General features: G+C 64.6%; 22 protein-coding genes. 10 read left to right on the forward strand and 12 right to left on the reverse strand.

Features of this window, described 5'->3' with window-relative positions:
- The gene (locus tag DM374_RS19310; protein ID WP_110971329.1) at positions 1 to 894 is read right to left on the reverse strand and encodes a PA4780 family RIO1-like protein kinase; all 894 of its coding nucleotides are present in this window, start codon (positions 892 to 894) and stop codon (positions 1 to 3) included.
- A gap of 131 nt (positions 895 to 1,025) precedes the next feature.
- Positions 1,026 to 1,817, reverse strand: coding sequence for an AraC family transcriptional regulator (locus DM374_RS19315; protein WP_110971330.1), 792 nt, complete (start codon positions 1,815 to 1,817; stop codon positions 1,026 to 1,028).
- An 85-nt stretch (positions 1,818 to 1,902) separates the two neighbouring features.
- Here DM374_RS19315 and DM374_RS19320 point away from each other — a divergent pair, with 85 nt between their 5' ends.
- Complete coding sequence (locus DM374_RS19320; RefSeq protein WP_110971331.1) at positions 1,903 to 2,919, forward strand: bile acid:sodium symporter family protein; 1,017 nt, start codon at positions 1,903 to 1,905, stop codon at positions 2,917 to 2,919.
- Here DM374_RS19320 and DM374_RS19325 read toward each other — a convergent pair.
- On the reverse strand, positions 2,906 to 4,183 hold the full coding sequence (locus DM374_RS19325; RefSeq protein WP_110971332.1) for an acetyl-CoA C-acetyltransferase: 1,278 nt from the start codon (positions 4,181 to 4,183) through the stop codon (positions 2,906 to 2,908). The two genes, DM374_RS19320 and DM374_RS19325, sit on opposite strands and share 14 nt — an antisense overlap.
- Positions 4,184 to 4,302: 119 nt before the next feature.
- Here DM374_RS19325 and DM374_RS19330 point away from each other — a divergent pair, with 119 nt between their 5' ends.
- The 7 genes from DM374_RS19330 to DM374_RS19360 all read left to right on the forward strand — a co-directional run bounded on the left by DM374_RS19330 (position 4,303) and on the right by DM374_RS19360 (position 10,913).
- Positions 4,303 to 5,655 (forward strand): 3-oxoacyl-ACP reductase, encoded by a 1,353-nt coding sequence (locus DM374_RS19330; protein ID WP_110971333.1) that lies wholly within the window; start codon positions 4,303 to 4,305, stop codon positions 5,653 to 5,655.
- A gap of 2 nt (positions 5,656 to 5,657) precedes the next feature.
- The gene (locus DM374_RS19335; RefSeq protein ID WP_110971334.1) at positions 5,658 to 6,512 is read left to right on the forward strand and encodes a MaoC family dehydratase; all 855 of its coding nucleotides are present in this window, start codon (positions 5,658 to 5,660) and stop codon (positions 6,510 to 6,512) included.
- A gap of 62 nt (positions 6,513 to 6,574) precedes the next feature.
- Positions 6,575 to 6,880: a MazG-like family protein gene (locus DM374_RS19340; protein ID WP_110971335.1), complete on the forward strand. Its 306-nt coding sequence runs from the start codon at positions 6,575 to 6,577 to the stop codon at positions 6,878 to 6,880.
- Positions 6,877 to 7,626, forward strand: a complete 750-nt coding sequence (locus tag DM374_RS19345) for a methyltransferase (RefSeq protein ID WP_110971336.1) — start codon at positions 6,877 to 6,879, stop codon at positions 7,624 to 7,626. The genes DM374_RS19340 and DM374_RS19345 overlap by 4 nt, the downstream gene beginning before the upstream one ends.
- 24 nt (positions 7,627 to 7,650) lie before the next feature.
- Positions 7,651 to 8,274 (forward strand): DUF4136 domain-containing protein, encoded by a 624-nt coding sequence (locus DM374_RS19350; protein WP_110971337.1) that lies wholly within the window; start codon positions 7,651 to 7,653, stop codon positions 8,272 to 8,274.
- A gap of 22 nt (positions 8,275 to 8,296) precedes the next feature.
- The gene (locus DM374_RS19355; RefSeq protein WP_110971338.1) at positions 8,297 to 8,857 is read left to right on the forward strand and encodes a DUF4136 domain-containing protein; all 561 of its coding nucleotides are present in this window, start codon (positions 8,297 to 8,299) and stop codon (positions 8,855 to 8,857) included.
- A 106-nt stretch (positions 8,858 to 8,963) separates the two neighbouring features.
- Positions 8,964 to 10,913 carry a pilus assembly protein TadG-related protein gene (locus DM374_RS19360; protein ID WP_110971339.1) on the forward strand — a complete coding sequence of 650 codons (1,950 nt, stop codon included), beginning with the start codon at positions 8,964 to 8,966 and terminating at the stop codon, positions 10,911 to 10,913.
- Here the strand turns inward: DM374_RS19360 and DM374_RS19365 are convergent.
- On the reverse strand, positions 10,898 to 13,558 hold the full coding sequence (locus DM374_RS19365) for a PAS domain-containing sensor histidine kinase (RefSeq protein WP_110971340.1): 2,661 nt from the start codon (positions 13,556 to 13,558) through the stop codon (positions 10,898 to 10,900). The genes DM374_RS19360 and DM374_RS19365 overlap by 16 nt on opposite strands.
- The gene (locus DM374_RS19370; RefSeq protein WP_110971341.1) at positions 13,555 to 13,998 is read right to left on the reverse strand and encodes a TadE/TadG family type IV pilus assembly protein; all 444 of its coding nucleotides are present in this window, start codon (positions 13,996 to 13,998) and stop codon (positions 13,555 to 13,557) included. Before DM374_RS19370 ends, DM374_RS19365 begins: the two co-directional genes overlap by 4 nt.
- 75 nt (positions 13,999 to 14,073) lie before the next feature.
- On the opposite strand from DM374_RS19370, the gene DM374_RS19375 reads away from it, so the two are divergent.
- Together DM374_RS19375 and DM374_RS19380 are read left to right on the forward strand one after the other, a co-directional pair.
- A complete protein-coding gene (locus tag DM374_RS19375; protein WP_110971342.1) occupies positions 14,074 to 14,544 on the forward strand; it encodes a prepilin peptidase in 471 nt (156 codons plus the stop codon).
- A gap of 141 nt (positions 14,545 to 14,685) precedes the next feature.
- Positions 14,686 to 15,462 carry a response regulator transcription factor gene (locus tag DM374_RS19380; RefSeq protein WP_110971343.1) on the forward strand — a complete coding sequence of 259 codons (777 nt, stop codon included), beginning with the start codon at positions 14,686 to 14,688 and terminating at the stop codon, positions 15,460 to 15,462.
- Positions 15,463 to 15,628: 166 nt separating this feature from the next.
- Here DM374_RS19380 and DM374_RS19385 read toward each other — a convergent pair whose 3' ends face one another.
- The 7 genes from DM374_RS19385 to DM374_RS19415 are packed head-to-tail and all read right to left on the reverse strand — an operon-like array spanning position 15,629 to position 22,052.
- Positions 15,629 to 15,895, reverse strand: coding sequence for a DUF3613 domain-containing protein (locus tag DM374_RS19385; protein ID WP_110971344.1), 267 nt, complete (start codon positions 15,893 to 15,895; stop codon positions 15,629 to 15,631).
- Positions 15,895 to 16,575 (reverse strand): tetratricopeptide repeat protein, encoded by a 681-nt coding sequence (locus DM374_RS19390; RefSeq protein WP_095156061.1) that lies wholly within the window; start codon positions 16,573 to 16,575, stop codon positions 15,895 to 15,897. The genes DM374_RS19385 and DM374_RS19390 overlap by 1 nt, the downstream gene beginning before the upstream one ends.
- Before the next feature lie 14 nt (positions 16,576 to 16,589).
- The gene (locus tag DM374_RS19395) at positions 16,590 to 17,474 is read right to left on the reverse strand and encodes a type II secretion system F family protein (RefSeq protein WP_110971345.1); all 885 of its coding nucleotides are present in this window, start codon (positions 17,472 to 17,474) and stop codon (positions 16,590 to 16,592) included.
- Position 17,475: 1 nt separating this feature from the next.
- Entirely contained in the window at positions 17,476 to 18,357 is an 882-nt protein-coding gene (locus tag DM374_RS19400) for a type II secretion system F family protein (RefSeq protein ID WP_110971346.1), read from the reverse strand.
- Positions 18,354 to 19,622: a CpaF family protein gene (locus tag DM374_RS19405; RefSeq protein WP_110971347.1), complete on the reverse strand. Its 1,269-nt coding sequence runs from the start codon at positions 19,620 to 19,622 to the stop codon at positions 18,354 to 18,356. The genes DM374_RS19400 and DM374_RS19405 overlap by 4 nt, the downstream gene beginning before the upstream one ends.
- Positions 19,612 to 20,811: a pilus assembly protein gene (locus DM374_RS19410; protein WP_110971348.1), complete on the reverse strand. Its 1,200-nt coding sequence runs from the start codon at positions 20,809 to 20,811 to the stop codon at positions 19,612 to 19,614. Before DM374_RS19410 ends, DM374_RS19405 begins: the two co-directional genes overlap by 11 nt.
- Positions 20,808 to 22,052, reverse strand: coding sequence for a type II and III secretion system protein family protein (locus tag DM374_RS19415; RefSeq protein WP_110971349.1), 1,245 nt, complete (start codon positions 22,050 to 22,052; stop codon positions 20,808 to 20,810). Before DM374_RS19415 ends, DM374_RS19410 begins: the two co-directional genes overlap by 4 nt.
- Positions 22,053 to 22,057: the final 5 nt, after the last annotated feature.

The raw sequence follows: 22,057 nt of genomic DNA on the forward strand, positions 1-22,057 counted from the left end.
TCACTGCATCCACGGGGGCGGGGGCTCCTCGCCCTTGGTCGGGCCACGCTCGGCATCGACCTTGGCCGCCTTGCGCCGTTCGTCGTCGATCCGCGCGGCCTCGATTTCCCGCATCACGCCGTTCACGTCGGCGGTGTGTTCATCGTCTTTCCACTGCCCGCTGAGGACGCTGTCCGGTTGCAGCTCGCCCGCCTGGTACAGCGACCACATCTCGCGGGCAAAGCGGGTTTCCTTGAGCTCCGGGGCAAAGCGCCCGAAGTAGTGGGCCATGTTCGCCACATCCCGCTCCAGCATGCTGAAGGCGTGGTTGTTGGCGGCGGCGTCCACGGCCTGCGGCAGGTCGATGATCACCGGGCCTTCCGGGTCGAGTAGCACGTTGAACTCGGAAAGGTCACCGTGCACCAGGCCCGCGCACAGCATCAGCACAATCTGACGAATGACAAAGGCGTGGTACTCACGGGCCTGTTCCGGCTCCAGGTCGACATCGTTGAGCCGTGGCGCAGCCTGGCCGTCGTCGCCGGCGACCAGTTCCATCAACAGCACGCCGTCGAGAAAATCGAAGGGCTTGGGCACCCGCACGCCGGCACTGGCCAGGCGGAACAGCGCCGCCACTTCGGCGTTCTGCCAGGCATCCTCGGCTTCCTTGCGACCGTACTTCGAGCCCTTGGCCATGGCCCGGGCCTGGCGGCTGTTGCGCACCTTGCGCCCTTCCTGGTACTCGGCGGCCTGGCGGAAACTGCGTTTGTTCGCTTCCTTGTAGACCTTGGCGCAGCGCAATTGCTGGCCGCAACGCACGACATACACCGCTGCTTCCTTTCCGCTCATCAGCGGGCGCAGCACTTCATCGACCAGACCGTCTTCGATCAGCGGTTCTATCCGTTTGGGAGTCTTCATCGGCTTTTGTTCTTGCTCCTGTCTCTGCCACTGATGGATGCGCTGCCGTAGCGCCGCGCGCACACGATAGCTCAAGCGCCCTGCCGGAAACGGACCCGGATCAAGGGCGAGGGGTTTCAATTTACGTCAGCTCAATTTCTGAACAGTTCCCCGGGGGTGGCACCAAATAACCCTTTGAAGGCGGCGATGAAGGCCGAGGTCGAGTCATAACCACAGCCCAGCGCCGCCTGGGTGACACTCTGGCCCTGTTCAAGCGCGTCGAGGGACGATAACAGACGCATGCGCTGACGCCACGCACGAAAACTCAAACCGGTCTCGCGCTGGAACAGCCGCATCAGGGTTTTTTCCGATCGCCCCAGGCGCTGAGCCCAGTGTTCAAGGGTGTGCGCCTGCTCAGGATGGGCCAGCAGTTCGTTGCATAACCTCAACAAACCGGGGTGTTGCGGCGAAGGCAGCGAGAAGCCCACCTCCGGCAAACGCTGCAACTGATCGAGCAAGACCTGTACCAGATGGGCCTCGTGGCTGTCGCCTTCCGGGTAATCCACCGGGTACACGCAAAACTGCTTGATCAACTCCCGCGCCAGCGGCGTCACCTCCAGCACCCGGCAGTGCGACGCAGCCCAGGACGAATCTTCGCTGCGCACATACAGGCTGCGCATCTCCGCCCGCGTCGAGGTGATCACCTCATGCTCGACCCCGGCCGGAATCCACACGCCCCACTGCGGCGGAGCGAAGTAGCTGCCCTCGGCGGTATGGACTCCGAGCACTCCGCTGATGGCGTAGGAAAACTGCACCCAGTCATGCCGATGACGCGGCGTCCATGAGCCGGCGCCGAGGCTTTCGGCGCGGGCATACAGCGGCCGCGGCAGCGCCGTCAGGTCGGGAATCCGACGAGGGGCGGAATTTTGTCCGTTACTCGGCATCGCTTGGCCTTATGTCGCAAGACGGAAACTGACAGGCAGGTTAGCCTCAATCACGATTATTACAAGATGATTCGAAGGTCCGCCTATGCAAGCACTCAAGCACCTCAAGCGCGTGGTTACCGACTGGTTCCTCTGCGGTATGTTCCTGGCCACCTTTCTCGCCTGGCTGTTCCCGCACTTCGGTGCAGCGGGCGGGGCGATGCATGCCGAGTACGTGATCAACATCGGCGTGTTCCTGGTGTTCTTCCTCCACGGTATCAATCTGTCCAGCGAGCAGATCCGCCACGGCCTGAAGAACACCCGCCTGCACCTGATGGTGCAAGTCTTCACCTTCGTGGTCTTCCCGCTGCTGTGGCTGCTGGGCAAGACACTGCTAGGCAGCCAGATTCCGGCGCTGCTGATGCTCGGCTTCCTTTACCTGTGCGCCCTGCCCTCGACCATTTCGTCCTCGGTGGCGCTGACCGGCAGCGCCGGCGGCAACGTGCCGGCAGCGATCCTCAACGCCAGCCTGTCCAGCGTGCTGGGCATCTTCATCACACCATGGCTGGTGAGTCTGGTGGTGGGCAGCGGCAGCGACGGCATCGACCTCGGCGCCACCCTGCTCGACCTCTGTGGCCTGCTGCTGGCACCGCTGCTGCTGGGCCAATTGCTGCGGCCCTGGCTGGGACGCTTCTTCGCCCGGCACAAGCGCTACACCAATGTCATGGACAAGCTGGTGATCCTGCTGCTGGTCTACGCGGCGTTCTGCAATTCGATGATGTCGGGTATGTGGCAGCAACAAGGGCTGTCGGTGATCGTCACCGCTCTGGTCGGCAGCGCGCTACTGCTGGCGCTGGTCCTGTGGCTGACCACCCGCAGCGCACGGGCGCTGAAGTTCAGCCGCCCCGACGAGATTGCCGCGGTGTTCTGCGCCAGCAAGAAGTCCCTGGCCGCCGGGGCGCCGATGGCCGCACTGATTTTCGGCGCCCACCCAGGCCTGGGTCTGATCCTGCTGCCGATCATGATCTATCACCCACTGCAGTTGATCGTCTGCTCGATCATGGCCGAGCACTACGCCAACCAGCCGGCCCGGGAAGCCGCCGCCCTGGTCAGCGCTCGATAATCGCCGTCACACCCTGACCGCCCGCGGCGCAGATGGAAATCAGCCCGCGGCCCTGACCCGCCTGGTCGAGCAGCTTGGCCAGGTTGGCGACAATGCGCCCGCCGGTGGCGGCGAACGGATGGCCGGCGGCCAGCGAGCTGCCCTTCACGTTCAGCCGGCTGCGGTCGATGGACCCAAGCGGCTGGTCGAGGCCCAGCCGCTCGCGGCAGTAGTCCGCGTCTTCCCAGGCTTTCAAGGTGCACAGCACCTGCGCGGCGAAGGCTTCGTGGATTTCGTAGTAATCGAAGTCCTGCAGGCTCAGGCCGTGGCGCGCAAGCAGTCGCGGTACCGCGTAGACCGGCGCCATCAGCAAGCCTTCGTGGCCTTTGACGAAATCCACTGCGGCGTTCTCGCCGTCCAGCAGGTAGGCCAGCACCGGCAAACCGCGCTCTTTCGCCCACTCCTCGCTCGCCAACAGCACCACCGAGGCGCCGTCGGTGAGCGGCGTCGAGTTGCCAGCGGTGAGCGTGCCCTTCTCGCTGCGCTCGAACACCGGCTTGAGACTGGCGAGCTTTTCCAGGGTCAGGTCCGGGCGCAGGTTGTGGTCGCGGGACAAGCCCTGGAACGGCGTCAGCAAATCGTTGTGCCAACCTTCGGCGAAGGACGCGGCCATGTTCTGGTGGCTGCGCAGCGCCAGTTCGTCCTGCTCCTGGCGGCCGATCTGCCAGGTCTGCGCCATCAACTCGCAATGCTCGCCCATGGACAGCCCGGTACGCGGCTCGCCATTGCGCGGCAATTCGGGTTTCAAAAAGCTCGGCCGCAGCTTGAGCAGGGCCTTGAGTTTGTCTGCGGTGCTCTTGCCGCGATTGGCTTCCAGCAGCACCCGGCGCAGGCCTTCGTTGACCGCGATAGGTGCATCGGAGGTGGTGTCGACGCCCCCGGCAATGCCGCATTCGATCTGCCCGAGAGCAATCTTGTTGGCGACCATCAACGCCGCTTCCAGGCCGGTGCCACAGGCCTGCTGGATGTCGTAGGCCGGGGTCTGCGCCGACAGGCGCGAGCCGAGCACGCATTCACGGGTCAGATTGAAATCGCGGGAATGCTTGAGCACCGCCCCCGCAGCCACCTCGCCCAGGCGCAGGCCGTGCAGGCTGAAGCGCTCGATCAGCCCTTCCAGGGCGGCGGTCAGCATCATCTGATTGCTGGCGCGGGCATAGGGGCCGTTGGAGCGGGCGAAAGGGATTCGATTGCCGCCAATGATCGCGACCCGGCGCAAAACTCGCATAGAAAACTTTCCTTACTTCGCGAAATAGACGCCTACAGCGTAGGTGTTTTTTCCTGGAGCGAACGACCAATGGCCGATCATGGTCCACACTTTGGGGCTTATTTCAGGGAGACGTACTCATGAGTGATCGCTATATCAACTTCGCCAACTCCGATTTCGGACGCCGTGTAGTAGGTGCTGTCGGCCTGCCCGCGCCAGCCCGCCTGGAGCGCTGGGAAGCCGGTCGGCTGCGCCCGGTGGAAGGCGCCCTGCTGCTGGGTGGCGGGCCGCTGGCGGCGAAGGTGGCGGCGTTCGCCAGTCGTCTCACCGATGAGTCCTACAGTTTCGCCGACGAAGCCCTGGGCTTGCCGGCCTGGGTTGCCGGGCTGGGCAGCAAGCTCAAGGCGGTGGTCTTCGACGCCAGCGCCATCAGCGATATCGATCAGCTCAAGCAACTGCGCGAGTTCTTCCAGCCGTTGCTGCGTAGCCTTGCCGGCAGCGCGCATATCGTCATTCTCGGGCGTGCACCGGAGCACCTCGACGACGTACTGGCCAGGGTCGCCCAGCGCGCTCTGGAAGGTTTCAGCCGGTCGCTGGCCAAGGAACTGCGCAACGGCGGCACCCTGCAACTGCTCTATGTGTCCCGCGATGCGGAAGACCAGCTCGAAGGCGCGCTGCGTTTCTTCCTTTCGCCGAAAAGCGCGTTCATCAGCGGCCAGGTGTTGCGCCTGGAAGCCTGCGCCAGCAAGGTGCAGGACTGGACCCGCCCGCTCGCCGGGCGCAAGGCGCTGATCACCGGTGCGGCGCGGGGCATTGGCGCGTCCATCGCCGAAACCCTGGCCCGGGACGGCGCCGACGTCGTGCTGCTGGATGTACCGCAGGCCAGCGATGATCTGCACGCCCTGGCCGAGCGACTCGGCGGTCGTGCGCTGGCGCTGGATATCTGCGCCAGCGAGGCTGCGGCGCAACTGCTCGAAGGCCTGCCGGAAGGCATCGATATTGTCGTGCACAACGCCGGCATCACCCGCGACAAGACCCTGGCCAACATGACCCCGGAATACTGGGACTCGGTGCTGGCGGTCAACCTCAAGGCCCCGGCCGTGCTGACCCAGGCCCTGCTCGACAGCGGCGCCCTGCGCGACAACGCGCGGATCGTCCTGCTCGCCTCCATCAGCGGTATCGCCGGCAACCGCGGGCAATCCAACTACGCGGCGAGCAAGGCCGGCCTGATCGGCCTCGCCCAGGGCTGGGCGCCGCTGCTGGCCGAACGCGGTGCCAGCATCAACGCCGTAGCGCCAGGCTTTATCGAAACCCGCATGACTGCGGCAATCCCGTTCACCTTGCGTGAAGCCGGGCGGCGCATGAGTTCCCTCGGCCAGGGCGGCCTTCCGCAGGACGTTGCCGAAGCGGTCGCCTGGTTGTCGCAGCCAGGCAGCGGCGCGATCAATGGCCAGGTGCTGCGGGTGTGCGGCCAAGCCGTGATGGGGGCCTGAACATGACCCAGACCTGGCACGACGTTGGTCACACCGCCGGCCTTTCCGGGCTGTACCTGAAGGCTGCGAGCAAGCGCAAGATCAGCGGCGACACGCTGCCGGCCACAGGCCTGCGCTGCTCGCTCAGCGTCGATGAACGCAACCTCGCCGCTTACCGCAAGCTCTGCCTGTTCAGCAACGACGGCCGCCTGCCGCCGACTTATCCACATGTCATGGCATTCGCCCTGCAATTGCAGTTGCTGACGGACAAGGCGTTTCCGTTTCCGCTGCTGGGGCTGGTGCACCTGAGCAATCGCATCCGCGTGCTGCGCCCGTTGGGCGGCGTGTCGCGGCTGCGCTTCGCGGTGTCTGTGGATAACCTTCAGCCCCACGAAAAAGGCGCCACCTTCGACCTGCGCACCGACGCCGAAGACGGCCTCGGCCTGCTCTGGTCGGAGAGCAGCCGCATGCTCTGCCGCGGCATGAAGCTCGAAGGCGAGCCGCCCGTCGCGCAAGCGCCGGCGGAACTGCAAATGAGCGAGCTGACCCGCTGGTATGCCGACAGCGATATTGGCCGGCATTACGCCAGAGTCTGCGGCGACTACAACCCCATCCACCTCAGCGCCGCGACCGCGAAGCTGTTCGGTTTTCCACAGGCCATCGCCCACGGCATGTGGAGCAAGGCCGTGGCCCTGGCTCACCTGCGCGGGCACTTGCCGCGCAGTGGCTATGAAGTGGCGGTGGATTTCCACAAGCCGGTGCGGCTGCCGAGCGAGGTCATCCTGGATGGCAGCAAGGAGGCACCGAGCGGGGAGTTCCGCTTGAGCGGGCATGGCGGGCTGGTTCATATGAGCGGTGCATGGCGGCCGCTCGGTTAGACACGCATCGCTTGCCAGTCACCCGCTTCCCCCTGAAGCTATACCGCCTCAGGAGACCGCACATGAATCTGCAAGAACTCACTCAACGGCTGCACCACATCCGCGACAACAATGACTGGCGTGGTTTTCACAGCCCAAAAAACCTGGCCATGGCCGCCAGCGTTGAAATGGCCGAACTGGTGGAAATCTTCCAGTGGCTGAGCGAGGACCAGTCGCGACAGTTGTCCGCCGAACAACTGGAACACGCCGGCCAGGAAGTGGGCGATGTGGTGCTCTACCTGTTGTTGCTGTGCAGCGAACTGGGCCTGGACATGGAGCAGGTGGTGCGCGCCAAGCTGGCCGACAGCGAGAGGCGCTTCGCCAAATGAACGACCGTCATTTCGATGCCCTGGCGACCCGTTTCGCCGAGAAGATCTATGGCGGCGCCAAAGGCGCGATCCGTCTCGCGGTACTGCAGGCGGACCTCGCCGAGTGCCTGCCGGACCGCCCGCTGCGAGTACTGGATATTGGCGCGGGCCTGGGCCACATGTCGTTGTGGCTGGCCGAGCGCGGGCATCACCTGACGCTGGCCGAACCCGCCGCGCCGATGCTCGACGGCGCCCGCGAGCGCTTCGCGGCCGCCGGCCAGCCGGCCACCTTCATCCAGGCGCCGTGGCAGGACCTGCTCGGCGAACTGACCGAGCCCTATGACCTGGTGATCTGCCACGCGGTGCTGGAATGGCTCGCCGAGCCGGAAACCATCTTGCCGGTGCTGCACCAGCTCACTCGTCCCGATGGCCTGTTGTCGCTGGCGTTCTACAACCGCGACGCGCTGGTTTACCGCAATCTGCTCAAAGGCCATTTCCGCAAGATGCGGCGCAACACCCTGGCCGGCGAAAAGCAGAGCCTGACCCCACAGAAACCCCTTGATCCGCGCGAACTCAGGGCGCAAGTTGAAGGTCTATGGCAAATAGACACCGAGAGCGGCGTGCGCGTGTTCCATGACTATATGCCCCCGGAATTCCAGGCCCGCGCCGAACTGATCGACCTGCTCGAAATGGAACTGGCCCACCGTCGTCACCCGGCCTTCGCCGGCCTCGGTCGTTACCTGCACTGGATATGTCGACCCCGTTAGGGCCCAACGCCCTGGGAGAGCCACATGCCGTACCGTGTCGTCCTCGCCCTGACTTGCCTGACCCTGGCCGCCTGCCAGGGCAGCAACCCTTATGTCGCCGACTCCCGGCCCCTGCCGCCCGCGCCCCCGCAGGCGGCCACAACCTTCGATCAAAGCGCCTACCCCGCACCGGCCCGCGACTACGGCCGCTACCGTAGCTGGGCCTGGCGCGACGGCCAGTTGCCTGCGGGCAATGCCTCGACCGACTCCGCGCAACTGGCCGACGTGGTCAGCAATGCCCTCGACCAGCGCGGTCTGCGCCCCGCCCGTGGCGGCCGTAGCGACCTGCTGGTGAGCGCCGGCATGCACACCGAACGGCGCCTGCGGCAGTACCGCGACGATGATTACTCACCCTACGGCGGCTACGGCGGGATGGGCTATCGCCACGGTTACTACGGCAACAGTTACGGGGTCTACGGCAGCGTGCCCGTGGTCCGCACCTACGCGGTCGAGGTGCTGGTGGTGCGCGTTGACCTGTTCGATGCCGGCAGCGGCCAGCCGGTCTGGAGCGCCAGTGCCGAGAGTGGCAGCCAGGGTTCCCTGGCCGACCGCGACGAGGCCCTGCGCAAGGCCGTCGAAAAGGCCATGAGCGGCTATCCTCCCAGCTAGATATCGTCACTGGAGAACAACCATGTTCCGCCGACTCGCTTTATTCTCGCTGCTGGCACTGCTCGCAGCCTGCCAGTCCAACAATGTCAGCCAGGACTTCGACGCCAGCCGCGACTTCGCCGCGTACCGCAGTTGGACCTGGCTGGAACCGGCCCTGCAATACCGCCCGGATGATCCGCGCATCAAGAGCGACCTCACCGAACAGCGCATTCGCCAGGCTGTCAGCGGGCAGCTCGACCAACGCGGCCTGCGTCCGGCCCAGCCCGGCACTCGCGGCGACCTCAACGTGCAGACCTACCTGATCGTGGAAAACCGGCATCAGCAGATCACCACCCAGTATGGTGGTGCGTGGGGCGGTTATTGGGGAGGCTACTGGGGCGGTCCGGCGTTCAACGAGACCCGCACCGTCGAGTACAAGGTAGCGACCATCCAGATCGACATGCTCGATGGCCGCGACGGCAAGCTGGTCTGGCGCGGCAGTGCCGAGCAGGTCATGAACCACTACCCGCCGACCCCTGAAGAACGCAACGCCGCGATCCAGAAGACCGTCACCCAGGTGCTGGCCAACTACCCGCCCCGTTGACCCTTCGTCCGTGGCCAGTCGCCGCTACAGGCGACTGGCCACGTTCTTGACTACACTCCGTTGACGCACGCGACGTGCACGGCCATGTGCCGGCAAAGGAGTGCTCGTGTCTTCCCGATTCTCTACACGTCAGGGCGGTGCCATCGGCCTGATGACTGCGCTGACGCTGGCGTTGGCCGTGGTTTTCGGGCTGCTCGCGGTAGACGGCGGGCGGCTCTATATGGAGCAGCGCAAGCTGCAACGCATCGTCGACATGGCGGCTCTGGAAGCAGCGGGCCAGAGCGCCACCTGCAATGGCATCGGACCGCAGGCCGCGACCCTGGCCAACACCAGTGCAGTGCGCAACGGCTTCACTCTCGTCGGCGGCAACACCCTGGTCACTACCTGCGGCAGCGTCAGCACTGGCGCCAACAGCCTGCGCATCTTCAGCCCGAATGCCAGCCTGGCCCAGGCCATCAAGGTCGTGGGCAACGTCAACGTACCCACCAGCATCGCCGCCGGTATCCGCAACCTGGTGGCCGGCCAACCCATCCCCAACACCCTGCAATTGCATGCCCAGGCCGTGGCCGCCGCGCCGCTGCCGCCCGTGGCCATGCTGCGCCTGCGCTCGACCCTGCTGACCATGGACACGCAAAAATCGGCACTGCTCAATGCACTGATCGATCCCCTGGGCGGACGAGTCACGCTGGACGCGGTGGGCTGGCAGGGCATCGCCAACACGCAGATCAACCTGCTGAGTTTTCTCGACGCGCTGGCGATCAAGGCCAATGTCGGTGCCGGCCATTATGACGAACTGCTGACCAAGAACCTTCACGTCACCGATATCATTCAGGTCGCGGCAAATGTGGCGAGCCAGTCAGGCGCGCTGGCCGAGGTGGTGACCAATCTTGGCAAAGTGGTGGTCGGGGCGAACAACAGCACCGTGATTCACCTGGGCGACATGCTGGATATCCAGAACGGCACCACCAAGGCCGGCCTCGACACCATGGTCAACGTCATTGACCTGGTGAAGGCATCGGTGATGCTGGCGGCCCAGCAGAGCGCCGCAGTGGCGCAGGTCCCGCTGAACCTGCTGGGACTGGTGACAGGCACGATTCGCGTGAAGGTAATCGAGCCGGAGCAGCTTTCCGCCATCGGCAATCCGGCGACCGACGAGATCAAGGTGCACACGGCCCAGGTGCGGGCGCTGATTTCCCTCGACCTGCCGGTTCTGAGCAGCATCACCGGCCTGACCAACGCGGTGCTTTCCCTCGCCTCGCCACTGACCACGCTGATCGGCAACCTGTTGACCCTGAACCTCAAGGGCACCCTGGAATCCATTGGCTGCGCGTTGCTGGTGCCGTGCAAAGTCAGCGACATCCAGTTGATGCCGAACGTGCAGCAGATCAACATCGGCCTGGAAGTCGCGGAGGGCAGCAGCCAGGTCAGCAACTACAGTTGCACACCCACCAAGACCCTCACCGCCAGTACCAAAAGCTCGGCGGCGAAAATCGCCGTTGGCAAGTTCGACACGCCCAATGACTTCTTCACCACGGGCAACACGGCCATCCAGCCGATCCCGCTGATCGACTTCGGCACCAACGTGTGCACCAAGCTGACCATCATTTCCCTTGGCTGCGGCACGCGCGTGCCCTTCGTCGGCGGCGGTATCGGGATCAAGGTCGATACCACCGTGCTGGGAACACCCCCCGCCACGCCCGTGAACCTGTTGTTCAGTGGCCCCACCGAGTTGCCCAAGCTCAATCAACCGCCGGTGTACAAGACGACCACCGGCGCCAGCAATGCTGTTGCCAGCCTCGGCACCACCCTCACTGGCGTGCAGTTACTGACGTACCAGCCGCAGGGCAGTCACCCGCTGGGGCAGGTGGTCACCTCGGCGACCAGCCTGCTGACGGGCGTAAAAGACATTCTGGTGCCAAGAATCACTACCCTGCTCGACCGCCTGACCAGTCCGCTGATCAATTCGCTGCTGAAGGTACTGGGCATCGATCTGGTGGTGACCGACGTTGGTGCCCACCTTGACTGCAGCAGCAACCGCGCTCAACTGGTGCTCTGAACCGGCAGTTCGATGACGAAGCGCGCGCCGTCGCGGCCATTGCTGACACTCAGGGTGCCACCCATGCTTTCGACGATCCGGTAACTCACCGACAACCCCAGCCCGGTCCCGACACCCGCCGGCTTGGTGGTGAAGAACGGCTCGAAGATGCACTCCAGCAGACGCGGCTCGATGCCGCCGCCGCTGTCTTCCACCAGCAGACGCACCCACTGGCCGTCGCGCTCGCTACGCAGCGAGATCCACGGCTGCTCCGGCTTCTTCTCCATCAGCACATCGCGGGCGTTGACCATCAGATTGATCAGCACCTGCTCCAACTGATCCATATGGCCGCTGACCGGACACCCCGTCAGCGGATCACCCAAGCGTACCGCCACACTCTTGGCGGCCAGCCCATCGGCCAGCAGCGACAGCGCCCCCTCCACCGCAGTCCAGGGCTCGAACAGCCCGCGCTCAACCTCCGAGCGACGACCGAAGACGCGCATGTGATCGACCACCTTCGACGCCCGCACCACCTGGGCGTCGATGCGCTTGAGTTTTTCCTGCAAGTAATCGACATCCACCTCACCGCCTTCCAGACGCTTGAGGGCGTTGACCACAGCCATGCGCATCACGTTGAGCGGTTGGTTGATTTCATGGGCGAGCCCGGTGGACATCTCGCCCAGGGTGGCCATCTTCGCGCTCTGCAGCAGTTGCTGCTGGCTGCGCCGGACCTCGGTGTTGTCGCGCCCCACTGCCTGGATTTCCAGCAGACGACCGTCGGCATCGAACAGGCCGCGGTCCGCCCAGATCCACCACGCATGTTGGCGCCCCGGCAGTTGCAGGCAGACTTCGTCACTGCTCATCGGCGCCTCGGGGCTGAGCCGGGCAATGCGCTCGACAAACAGCTCGCGCTGCCCCGGCGACAGCCAGTCGCAGAGGTTCATGCCCGGCAGTTGCGCCGGGGTGCATTCCAAGTAGTCAGCCAGCGGCTGGTTGCCGTAGAGCAGTTCGAGGTCGGGGCGGTAGCGGCAGATCATCGCCGGCGAATCCTCCACCAGCACGCGGTAGCGCTCTTCGCTCTGGCGCACCCGCTCGGCGGCCTGGGTCGTCTCGGTGACATCGAGCCAGATACCTACCACCTCCACTGGGATGCCCAGGTCATTGCGCAACAGACGGGCCTCGTCGAGCACCCAGTGCCAGCCGCCTTCGCTGTCGCGCAGGCGGTAGCGGCTGCGCACCTGGCCCTCGCGCAGCAGGGTGCGGGTGCGTGCCAGCCACAACGGCTGGTCGTCGGGATGCACCCATTGCGCGGGTTGCAGGCGCTCGCCCGGCGCCGGCTGCCAACCGAGCAACGGTTGCAGGCTGGCGCTGAAGAACTCGGCGTGCAGCGCGCCATCGTCGTAGTGCTGGATGTAGATCACCGCCGGCGAACTGGCGATCAGGTTGTCCAGCCGCGCGTGGGCGGCGCTGGCTTGTTGTTCCTGTTGCTTGATGTCACTGATGTCGAGCATGAAGCCGTGCAACCGGCGCGCCTCGCCCTGGCCACGCAGCTCACCGCACAAACGGTACCAGCGCGGTGTGTCGCCAAGCAGGCGCAGGCACAATTGCAGGCTGTCGCCCTGGCGCTGCAGGCTGGTGAAGGCCAGCAACGCCGCCTCGCGATCGGCCGGGTGCACCTGGGTCAGCCAGTCGGCCAGGGTGACCCGCGCCGGCACGCCAAAGCTGATCGCCAGCCCCGGCGCCAGATGCAGATAAGGATCATGCGGCGACCACTCCCACCAACCGGCGCCAAGCAGGCCCTGGACATTGTCCAGGCGCTGCTGACTGGCCTGCAGCCGATCACCCGCAAGACGCGCCAGCAGCGGCTCGGCCAAGGCGTCGGCGAGCAGCAAGGCGTCGTCGTCCAGGCGTGGCTGACCGCGGTCCTCGCACAGCAACCAGGCCTGCACTTCGTGCTGCTGGGTGTGGGGCATCAGGTAGAACGGCAATTCCAGCACCTGCAAGGCCGGCTGGGCGGCGCTGTGGATCAGGTGCTCGGCCGACAGGTCATTGAGCAACACGCCCAGCCGTGGCTCGCTCCACGGCAGGTTGTCGCCGTAGTGCACATAGTTTTTCCAGCCGCCGGCGCCGCGCACCCATAACGTCGCCCAACCCGCCTGCCAGTGCCAGGCAAGACGGCGCAGCTGCTCGCCGGTCTGCTCCGCGAGATGCTCAAGGCTGCAATCGCGCAGCGCCGCCGCGACTTCGCTGGCGAGCATTTGCCGCTGCTGCGCGGCCAGGCCCTGGCGTTGTTGCTGCACCAGGTCGCCGATATCGAACAATTGCAGCAACCAGCCCTCGGGCTGAGCCAGCAACCAGCCACGGGTATGCAGGGTGTGACCGGCGGCGGCGCGAAAGTCCAGGTCAAGCGGATGCGCCTGCCAGTCCGGCGGCTCGCCTTCCAGAGCCAGCAAGCTGTGGGGTTGCACATAGTCCTGCAATCGCGCCGGCATCTGTGCCGGCAAGGCCAGCACGGTGCGCAACGGGCCGCTGAGACGCAGCACCCGCGCCTGATTATCCAGCCACAGTTGCAGGCCGACTGCGGGCGGTGCCGAGGTTTCGGGCCAGGTCGGAAGTTCGCCGGCGCGGGTCCGCCAGCGGTCGAATAACCCCGAGCCGCCGCTCAAAGTTGCAGGCTCGCTTGAGCACCCAGTCGCGCGGGCAGTCGCGGCACTTCGCCAATGACCGGCAATACCAGCACCGGCATCGCCGAGGTGATCTTGGCTTTGTCGTAGTGGACGCTCACCGTCAGCAGTTTGCCCGCAGTGAGTGTCACGGTAGCGTCGCTGGCGTAGTCGAAACTCAAGGCGCCAGGTAGCCAGGCCAGTTGCTGCTCGAGCACTTGCCGGGCCAGGTTGGTGACGTCGGTGCCATAGCTCCCACTGGTGGGATCCAGCGCCACGCAGCGGCGCACCGCTTCGCTGCTGGCCTGGTTGAACGACTGCACCATGAGCATGGGCAGGCTGTAACTGAGCAGCCCGTAGAACACCGCAAAGAACATTACGAAGACCAGGGCGAACTCAATCGCCACAGCACCTTTTTCCCGTCCACCGAAGCTCGCTTTCATGATCGCGTCTACCCTGACAGTGACACCTCTTTGACAAGCATAGAATCAATCAGACCAGGGGATGGCCTTTCGCCAATGCAAAGTCTAGTCGTGCTGTTGTGGCTTGCCCTTTGTGCCGAACAGGATGTGCGCGAACGACAGATCGCCAACGCCCTCACCCTCGGTGCAGCCGCCCTCGCCCTCGCCTATCTGTTCGTCACCGGCCACACCTGGATCGGTGCCGAACCCACCGATGCCGCCGTCGCGCTTGTGCTGGTGATGGTGTTAACCCTTCCGGGTTATATCCTTGGCCGCTTGGGGGCTGGCGACGTGAAGCTGTTGGGCGCTCTGGCCCTGGCAACTGACCAGTGGTATCTGCTGGGCACTTTCATCGGCGCCGGGGTCGCCGTTCTGGTCTGGCTGATCAGCCGACGCTGGCTGTGGTCGTTGCTTAATCAGAAGGTTAAGAAGCGCCTGCAGGCGATCCACGAGGAAGTGTCAAAAAAGCAGCCCTTCGCCCCATTCCTCATGGCGGGCTTTCTGCTGGCCGCTTTATGGATCCATTAGTCGCCTGATGCGTGTGGCACGGGTGTCACGCCTTGTAAATAGTCGAAAGGAGCGACTACTTTTGAGTTAGTGCCCCACCGTGACCCGGGACCGCCTTGGCAGCTTTCAGGGAGGGCACCTCAGCATGGAGTTGCGAGCTAAATGCCAACCAGCCAAGTGAAAGTCCTGGTCGTCGATGACCAGCCACTGATCGTCGAAGAGCTTTGTGAATTCCTCGAAAGCAGCGGTTATCTCTGCGTCCCCTGCCATTCCAGCGTCACTGCCATCGATCGCTTCAACGCCGACCCGGCCATCGGCCTGGTCCTCTGTGACCTGAACATGCCCGAATACGACGGTATCGAGCTGGTCAAGGCGCTGAAGAAGAGTGCCGGGCAGGAGCGCGCCTTCGAAGCCATCATGCTCACCGGCCGCGCCGAAAAGCAGGACGTCATCAAGGCCCTGCGCGAAGGCTTCGCGGACTATTACCAGAAGCCGGTCGACCTCGAAGAGTTGCTCAAGGGCCTGCAGCATCAGGAAACGGAGTTGCTGAAACGACAGAAGAACTTCCATCAGCTTGGCCACCTGAACCAGAAGCTCAAGTACCTCGCCGACTCCATCGACGACCTCTACCAGGACCTCGACAAGGCTCGCGGGCAGGCGCCCGGCAAAGGCGACGGCAACGAAGACAGCGAGCACGACAGCGTCACCATCCCGACCATCTTCTCCCCGCTATCGCCCCGCCAGCTTGATGTGGCGCGGCTGGTCGGCAAGGGCAAGACCAACTACCAGATCGCCTGTGAACTGGGCATCACCGAGAACACGGTGAAGCTCTATGTCTCGCAGGTGCTGCGCCTGACCCACATGCACAACCGCACGCAACTGGCCCTGGCGCTATCGCCCGGACCGTCGACGCCGTGGCAGCGGGTGACGGAGCATTGAGCGCCCTTGAGATCGAGCGCCGCTTAGGCGGCGCATCGCTGGCAAGCCAGCTCCCACAGTGAATTGAACTGCGACTTTAAAAGTGGGAGCCGGCTTGCCGGCGATGCGTCGCCCACGCGGCGCTCGATCTCAAGAACGCTAGAACGCTGGAAACCTTCTGCCCGCCTCACTGACTCCCCGACGACGTCACCTTCTCCCACTTGAAGACATCCGGAATCTTGTAGTCGTACACCTTCTGCCAGCGCTCCATGGTCTTGTCGTATTCCTTGGGCGTGGTGGCCTGTGGGTTGCTGGAGGCGTGCAGCCCTCGGGGTTGCAATTGCAGCCAGGTTTCGGTGGTTTCCTGGGCCTTGGACGAAGGCCCTTCGGGAACCGCCGCGGCAGCGCACGAGAAGCCGGCCAGCACGATCAACAACGGGATTCGCACGTTCATCAGGAACTCCTGGGCGGCTGCGCGCCGCCGGGTTTGAGTTGCTCGGCACGGGCCTGGGCTTCGCTGAACTGGGCCGAACTCAGGCCCAGCCGGCTGACCAGATCGGCGGCCTGTTGCCATTTGTCCTGGTACAGCAGCAGGGTCACCAGGTTGACCGCCGCCAGCCGGTCGGTGTCTTTCAGCTCGATGGCGGTGAGGAACTCGAAGCGGGCCTTTTCCATTTCGCCGAGGTTGAGGTAGATCACGCCGAGGTCGTTGCGGATTTTCTCGTCGGTGGGCGCCAGGCGCACCGCGCGCAGCAGGTGCTGCCGGGCCTGGACGTTGTCACCACGTGCCGAGGCCAGTTGCCCCAGACCATGTTCCGCCTCGGCGGCCATGCAACTACCCAGCAGGCTGCGGTACAGCGGCTCGGCCTCGCTGCTGCCCAACAGGCGCAGCACTTTGGCCTTGCGCACGCGCACCTGGGCAAGGTTGTCGGGCATTTCCTCAAGGTGCGCGAGGCTCGCATGAGGACGGCCGTCGGCGAGCATTTCATCAGCCATGTTCAAAGTCAGTTCCTGGGAGGAATCCGGCTTGGCGCAACTGGCCGAACCGCCCAGTTGCGCCAACCAGGGCGCACCGCCCTGATTGGCGCAGCCGCTCAACAGCACCACGCCCAGTATCAATACGCCGACTCTCATGCACAGCTCCCCATTCAGTGACTGAAGGCCCGTGCCAGCGCGGTCAGACCCGGCCCGGCCAGAACGATCAACAAGGCGGGAAAGAGAAAGACCATCATGACGACGGACATCTTCCCGGACATTTTCGAAATACGTTCCTGCAGCCGCGTCAGGCGCCGGTCATCGAGCAGTTGCTTGAGCGCCAGCAGCGACTTCATCGCGCCACCGCCCTGGGTCAGCAACTGTTGCAGAATCACGCAGGTGTCGTTGAACTCGTCCACCGACAGCAGCTTCGCGGTTTTTTCCAGCTCCGGCGCCAACGCCAGCCCCGAGTCCACCCGAACCAGAATCAGTTGCAGTTCCTGGCTGAGCACGGGAAGCAATTGCCGCCCTTCAGTGCCGAGGATGCGCAGGCTCTGTTCCACCGCGAGCCCGGAGTCGAAGAGGATGCGCAGCAGCGGAATGAAGCTGGAAACCTCATCGGCAATCTGCTGCTGCCGTCGTGCCGCGACGTAAGCGAGGATGCGCTTGGGCAGCAGGTAACCGATACCGAGGGCGAACACCGGCAGCATCCAGGGTGTCTTGCTGTCGGCGTAGAAAAAATGCTGAACCAGCAAGGCAATGAACAGCGCACACAGCGGCACGCCGATCTGCAATGCCGCGAAGAGCGATCGCTGGCGCGTGCGCCGCCAACCAATGCGGTCGAGCAACATGCGGGTTTCGCCGTCCAGGCTCAGCGAGCGCTGGGCCAGCGAGCTGTTGCCCAAGCGCTCCAGCCAACCGTCCTGCGCCAACTCGGCACTCTGCCGGCCTTGCAAACGCAGGGCGACCAAATGCTCACGACGGTGTTGGCGCGTCAGGTGCAACACCAACAGCATGAACGTGAGCAAGAACAGTCCGGCACTGATGAGCAACGCCATTTCAGATACTCCGCAACATGCGCCAAAGCGTCACGCACCCAAGCAACTGCAGGATGAACGCGGTCAGCAGCATCATCTGACCGCCGCTGTTGTTCCACATAGACAACAAGTAACCCGGGTTGGCGATCATGAAGTAGCCGACCATGCTGATCGGCAGCAACGCCAGCACCACAGCGGTCATCCGCGTTTCGCCGGTCATGGCGCGCAACTGGCGGGCACCCTGCTCACGCTCCCGAATCAGCTTGACCAGGTTTTCCAGCAACTCGCTGGCATTGCCGCCATAACGGTGGTTGATACGCAGGCCAAGCGCGAGCATGTGGAACTCGTCCTGGTCATACAGCTCGGCCAGATCCAGCAGGGCCTCATCCAGACTGACCCCCATCTGCACGTTGCGCTGAACCCGCTGCATGGCGCTTTTCAGGGGGGCGGCGGAGACTTCGATGGCGCCCAGCATGGCATCACTGAGGGTGCGCCCGGCTTTGAGGCTGCGCACGGCGTGATCGAGCAGTGTCGGCAGTTGCTCGATCATCCGCCGCAGCCGGCGCTGGAAGCGCCAGCTCATGTAGAGGCGCCACAGCAGCGGGCCGAGCACCAACATCGTCAGTGCTCCCGGCCAGCCCGAGAAACTGCCCGCCAGGGCAATCAGCAACAGCCACGCCGCCCCCCAGAGCAGCAGACGGTCGGTGCGCCGGTCGAAGCCGGCGCGCAACAGCAGCAGCTCCAGCCAGCCGCAGGTCGGTGCCTCGACCGCCACCGGCTCCGGCAACTGGCCCAGCCGCTGCAAGGTGCGCTCTTGCGCCGACTTACGCACGCCGCTGTAGAACAGGCTGACAGAAGCGCTCAGCAACAGCAGCCCGAACAGCCCCAAGACCAGGGCGATCATGGCGCGGACTCCAGCGGATCGTGACGCAGCTTCTCTCCGGCCGGGTTGACCGCGTCGCGCACGAAGGCCGTACCGCCTCGCCGATCAAGGCGGAACAGGGTGTTGGTGACGTACACGTCATCGCGCAGGCCAACCACTTCGAGCACCTCGCTGACACAACGGCGCCCATCGGGCAGGCGGGTCAACTGGATCACCACATCAAGGGCGGCGCAGATCATCTGCCGCAGGGTCTTCTCCGCCACCTGGAGCCCGGTGAGGCCCACCAGGGTTTCCAGGCGCAACAGCGCGTCCTGCGCGGAGTTGGCGTGGACAGTGCTCATGGAGCCGTCGTGGCCGGTGTTCATTGCGGTCAGCACATCGATGACCTCCACCCCGCGAATCTCCCCCAGCAGGATGCGGTCCGGGCGCATCCGCAGGGCGTTGCGGATCAGTTCGCTGGCCTTGATCTCGCCATGGCCTTCGGCATTCGGCGGCCGGGTTTCCAGACGCACGACGTGAGGGTGGTCCAATTGCAGCTCGGCCACGTCCTCAATGGTCACCAACCGCTCGTGTGGGCTGATCAACTGGCTGAGGATGTTCAGCAACGTGGTCTTGCCGGTGCCGGTACCGCCACTGACCAGCACGTTGCAACGCTTGCTCACCGCCAGTTCGAAGAACGCCATGATCCCCGGATCGATGGCGCGGGTCGCCAGCAGGTCGGCGCTCTTGAGCATGTCCTTGCGGAATTTGCGGATCGACAGGCAAGGCCCGTCCAGCGCCACCGGCGGAATGATTGCGTTGACCCGGCTGCCGTCGGGCATGCGCGCATCGACCATTGGCGACGACTCATCCAGGCGCCGGCCAAGCGGCGCAAGGATACGTTGCATCACCCGCTCGACATGGTGCGAATCGATGAAACGCAGATCAGTCTGGTGCAACACCCCGGCGCGCTCGACGAACACGCGGTACGGGCCGTTGACCAGGATTTCGGTAACGCTGGTGTCGCGCAGCAGGACTTCCAGCGGGCCGAAGCCGGTGAGTTCGTCGACCAGTTCCTCGGCCAGCCGCTCCATTTCATAGCGCGACAGCGCCAGGTGCAGGCGGGCGATGTAATCGCCGACTTGCTCAGTGACGAATTGCGCCAGCGCCGGGCGCGAGCCTTCCAGCAGGTTGCGGCCGGAGTCTTCGATGGCATCGATGATGTGACGGTGCAGCGCGCGCTTGAGCGCCTGGGGATCGTTGCCAAGGTTGGCCCGGGGTCCGCCGAACAACTCGTCACTGGTCATGCTTGTTTCCCCAGAGCCGGGTCAGCCAGTTGTTGGCCTTGGGCTTGAGGTTTTCCGAACGCCGCGCGAGGCGATCGCCGAGGGTCTTGAGGGCATGAGTGAGGTTGTCGCGCGGGGCCAGTTCGAACAGGCTCACGCCCTGGTTCCTGGCATTGAGCCGCACCTCGGGACTGGACGGCAGCTCGGTCAGCACCGGCAGGGCGAAGCGCTTGCCGAGGGCTTCGGCGTCCGGTACCACGCTGCGCAGGTAGCGGTCGACCAGCAGTTTGGCGTGCTCCAGGTTCATGCCTTTCTCACGCCAGGTATTAAGCACTTCAAGGTTGCGCCGACACTCGATGACGTTCTGGTCGGTGTACCAGATCAGCTTGTCGCAGTGGCTGACAAAGGTGCGCAGCGCCTCGCTGTCAGCCTGCCCGGTGAGGTTGACGATAATGTGCTGGAAGTGTTGCCGCAGCGCACTGAGCAGCATGTACAGCTCGGCGGCGCTGGTGCGCTCCAGCGCTTCGTCGCCGAGGGCGTAGGCCAGCAGGCGCAGGCCGCTGGCCTCGCGGGCGAAGGCGCTGTCGATCAGGGTGCTGTCGAGCCGGCGCAGATGGCGCAAGGCATCGCCGAAATGAAAGGACGATTCCACGCCCAGCAACGCCAGGCTGTCACCGCGGGGCAGGCCGAGGTCGAGCAACAGGGTTTGCTGGCCGCTTTTCTGCACCACTTGTCCGAGGTGCAGAGCCAGCAGTGCGCCATCGGAACCGCACTGGGTGCCATAGAGCACGGTGAGGCCGCCCAGGTGCGGGTTGGTGGTCACTGGCGGCAGGCGCTTGCCGAGGCGCCGGACCAGCCCGGCCACCTCGCTCGAGCGCGAACCGTAGGCGACGAAATCCCGCGCCCCGGCGCGCATCGCATTGAGCACAAGCTGGTTGTCCATGCCATCGCCGAGGGCGACGATCGCCAGCATCGGTTTGGCCTCCAATACCCCTTCGATCAACGCGCACTGGTTGACTACATGGTCGCGGTCCAGGCCGATGAACACCAGATTGGCGAAGGTCACGTCGACCAGCGCCAGCATTTCATCAAGACTGCCGCTGCCGGCGCCGACCACCTGGCCCAGCGGCGCCAGCGCGGTCTGCAGCCACTGCAGGTCACCCTCGTTGCGGGTGATGGCAAGGAAGGTCTGACTCAGGCTTTCGCTCATTGGGATAACCCACTGCGACGTTCAAAGTCGCCGTTTTCCAGGAAGAAAAGCCGTCCCCAGCTCGGGTCGTAGGTGCGCAGACGCTCACCGGGAAGCTCCGGCAGCTTCGCGTTCACCGCCAGCGGCTTGACCAGGTGGGGCGTGACCACCATCAGCAGTTCGGTTTCATCGCGTTGCAGGGTTGATTGGCGGAAAAACGCACCGAGAATCGGCAGGTCGCCCAAGCCAGGGAATTTGTCCACGGTAGAGCGATTACGGCTGCTGATCAGGCCGCTGATGACGAAGCTTTCGCCATCGGCGAGGGCGATGCTGGTATCGGTGCGCCGCACCGTCAGACCGGGCACGGCGGTGCCGGCAATCTGCACCACGTTGTTGTAGTCCAGTTCGCTGACCTCGGGGGCGACCTTGAGCAGGATCCGGTTGCGACTGACCACCGTCGGGGTCAGTGCCAGGCGGATCCCAAACTCCTTGAACTCGATCGACACGTTGTCGCTGCCGCTGCTGGGCACCGGAATGGGAATTTCGCCACCGGCCAGGAAACTCGCGGTGGTGCCACTGAGCACCACCAGGCTGGGGCGCGCCAGGGTATAGGCGAAACCGCTGTTTTCCAGTGCATTGATCGCCGCCAGGAAGCGACTGCTGCCTCCGCCCCAGACAATGTTGAAGACATCATTGTTCAGCGGAATCAGCGGCGTCACCGACCCCACATTGCCGGGGGAGACTACTGTCGCCGGGGTGGTACCGGGCGACCCGATCAGCGAGTTGTTGGAGCCTCGGAAGAACAACCGCGCGCCCGCTTCCTTGAGCTTGGTACGGCTGACTTCAACGAAGCGGATATCGGCCTGGACCTGGCTGGGCAACTCCGCATCCAGCGAGGACGGCACATCCGTTGAAACCATGTCCGCCGTTGCCCGCCCACGGACAAAGACCATGGTCTGGCGCGGCGTGCTGGCGCAACTGGTCCACAAGCTCAGGCTGGTCGCGCCGGGCCCCATGGCCGTGAGGAGCACAGCGTCATTGCCCACCGGATGCACGTCGGCGACTTTCGGATCGCCCACTGCCGCGCGGCTGATGCCCACCGGCAGGCGGACTTCCTGTTGCAGGCCCTGGTCGATTTCGATCACCGCAGGCACTCTCGGCAACGCGGAACAGCCGCTGGTGGCCGCGTGCGAAGCGGACCATGGCAGTAGCAGCGAAGCCATCAAGGTGTAGACGGAAATCCGCGGAGAACGGCTGCTCATTGAAG

This window comes from Pseudomonas huaxiensis (assembly GCF_003231275.1).
In the GTDB taxonomy this organism is placed as follows: domain Bacteria; phylum Pseudomonadota; class Gammaproteobacteria; order Pseudomonadales; family Pseudomonadaceae; genus Aquipseudomonas; species Aquipseudomonas huaxiensis.

What these genes read in the sequence shown, in the direction of transcription:
- DM374_RS19310 (WP_110971329.1), bottom strand. Translation starts at nt 894, where the DNA reads ATGAAGACTCCCAAACGGATAGAACCGCTGATCGAAGACGGTCTGGTC.
- DM374_RS19315 (WP_110971330.1), bottom strand. Translation starts at nt 1,817, where the DNA reads ATGCCGAGTAACGGACAAAATTCCGCCCCTCGTCGGATTCCCGACCTG.
- DM374_RS19320 (WP_110971331.1), top strand. Translation starts at nt 1,903, where the DNA reads ATGCAAGCACTCAAGCACCTCAAGCGCGTGGTTACCGACTGGTTCCTC.
- DM374_RS19325 (WP_110971332.1), bottom strand. Translation starts at nt 4,183, where the DNA reads ATGCGAGTTTTGCGCCGGGTCGCGATCATTGGCGGCAATCGAATCCCT.
- DM374_RS19330 (WP_110971333.1), top strand. Translation starts at nt 4,303, where the DNA reads ATGAGTGATCGCTATATCAACTTCGCCAACTCCGATTTCGGACGCCGT.
- DM374_RS19335 (WP_110971334.1), top strand. Translation starts at nt 5,658, where the DNA reads ATGACCCAGACCTGGCACGACGTTGGTCACACCGCCGGCCTTTCCGGG.
- DM374_RS19340 (WP_110971335.1), top strand. Translation starts at nt 6,575, where the DNA reads ATGAATCTGCAAGAACTCACTCAACGGCTGCACCACATCCGCGACAAC.
- DM374_RS19345 (WP_110971336.1), top strand. Translation starts at nt 6,877, where the DNA reads ATGAACGACCGTCATTTCGATGCCCTGGCGACCCGTTTCGCCGAGAAG.
- DM374_RS19350 (WP_110971337.1), top strand. Translation starts at nt 7,651, where the DNA reads ATGCCGTACCGTGTCGTCCTCGCCCTGACTTGCCTGACCCTGGCCGCC.
- DM374_RS19355 (WP_110971338.1), top strand. Translation starts at nt 8,297, where the DNA reads ATGTTCCGCCGACTCGCTTTATTCTCGCTGCTGGCACTGCTCGCAGCC.
- DM374_RS19370 (WP_110971341.1), bottom strand. Translation starts at nt 13,998, where the DNA reads ATGAAAGCGAGCTTCGGTGGACGGGAAAAAGGTGCTGTGGCGATTGAG.
- DM374_RS19375 (WP_110971342.1), top strand. Translation starts at nt 14,074, where the DNA reads ATGCAAAGTCTAGTCGTGCTGTTGTGGCTTGCCCTTTGTGCCGAACAG.
- DM374_RS19380 (WP_110971343.1), top strand. Translation starts at nt 14,686, where the DNA reads ATGCCAACCAGCCAAGTGAAAGTCCTGGTCGTCGATGACCAGCCACTG.
- DM374_RS19385 (WP_110971344.1), bottom strand. Translation starts at nt 15,895, where the DNA reads ATGAACGTGCGAATCCCGTTGTTGATCGTGCTGGCCGGCTTCTCGTGC.
- DM374_RS19390 (WP_095156061.1), bottom strand. Translation starts at nt 16,575, where the DNA reads ATGAGAGTCGGCGTATTGATACTGGGCGTGGTGCTGTTGAGCGGCTGC.
- DM374_RS19395 (WP_110971345.1), bottom strand. Translation starts at nt 17,474, where the DNA reads ATGGCGTTGCTCATCAGTGCCGGACTGTTCTTGCTCACGTTCATGCTG.
- DM374_RS19400 (WP_110971346.1), bottom strand. Translation starts at nt 18,357, where the DNA reads ATGATCGCCCTGGTCTTGGGGCTGTTCGGGCTGCTGTTGCTGAGCGCT.
- DM374_RS19405 (WP_110971347.1), bottom strand. Translation starts at nt 19,622, where the DNA reads ATGACCAGTGACGAGTTGTTCGGCGGACCCCGGGCCAACCTTGGCAAC.
- DM374_RS19410 (WP_110971348.1), bottom strand. Translation starts at nt 20,811, where the DNA reads ATGAGCGAAAGCCTGAGTCAGACCTTCCTTGCCATCACCCGCAACGAG.
- DM374_RS19415 (WP_110971349.1), bottom strand. Translation starts at nt 22,052, where the DNA reads ATGAGCAGCCGTTCTCCGCGGATTTCCGTCTACACCTTGATGGCTTCG.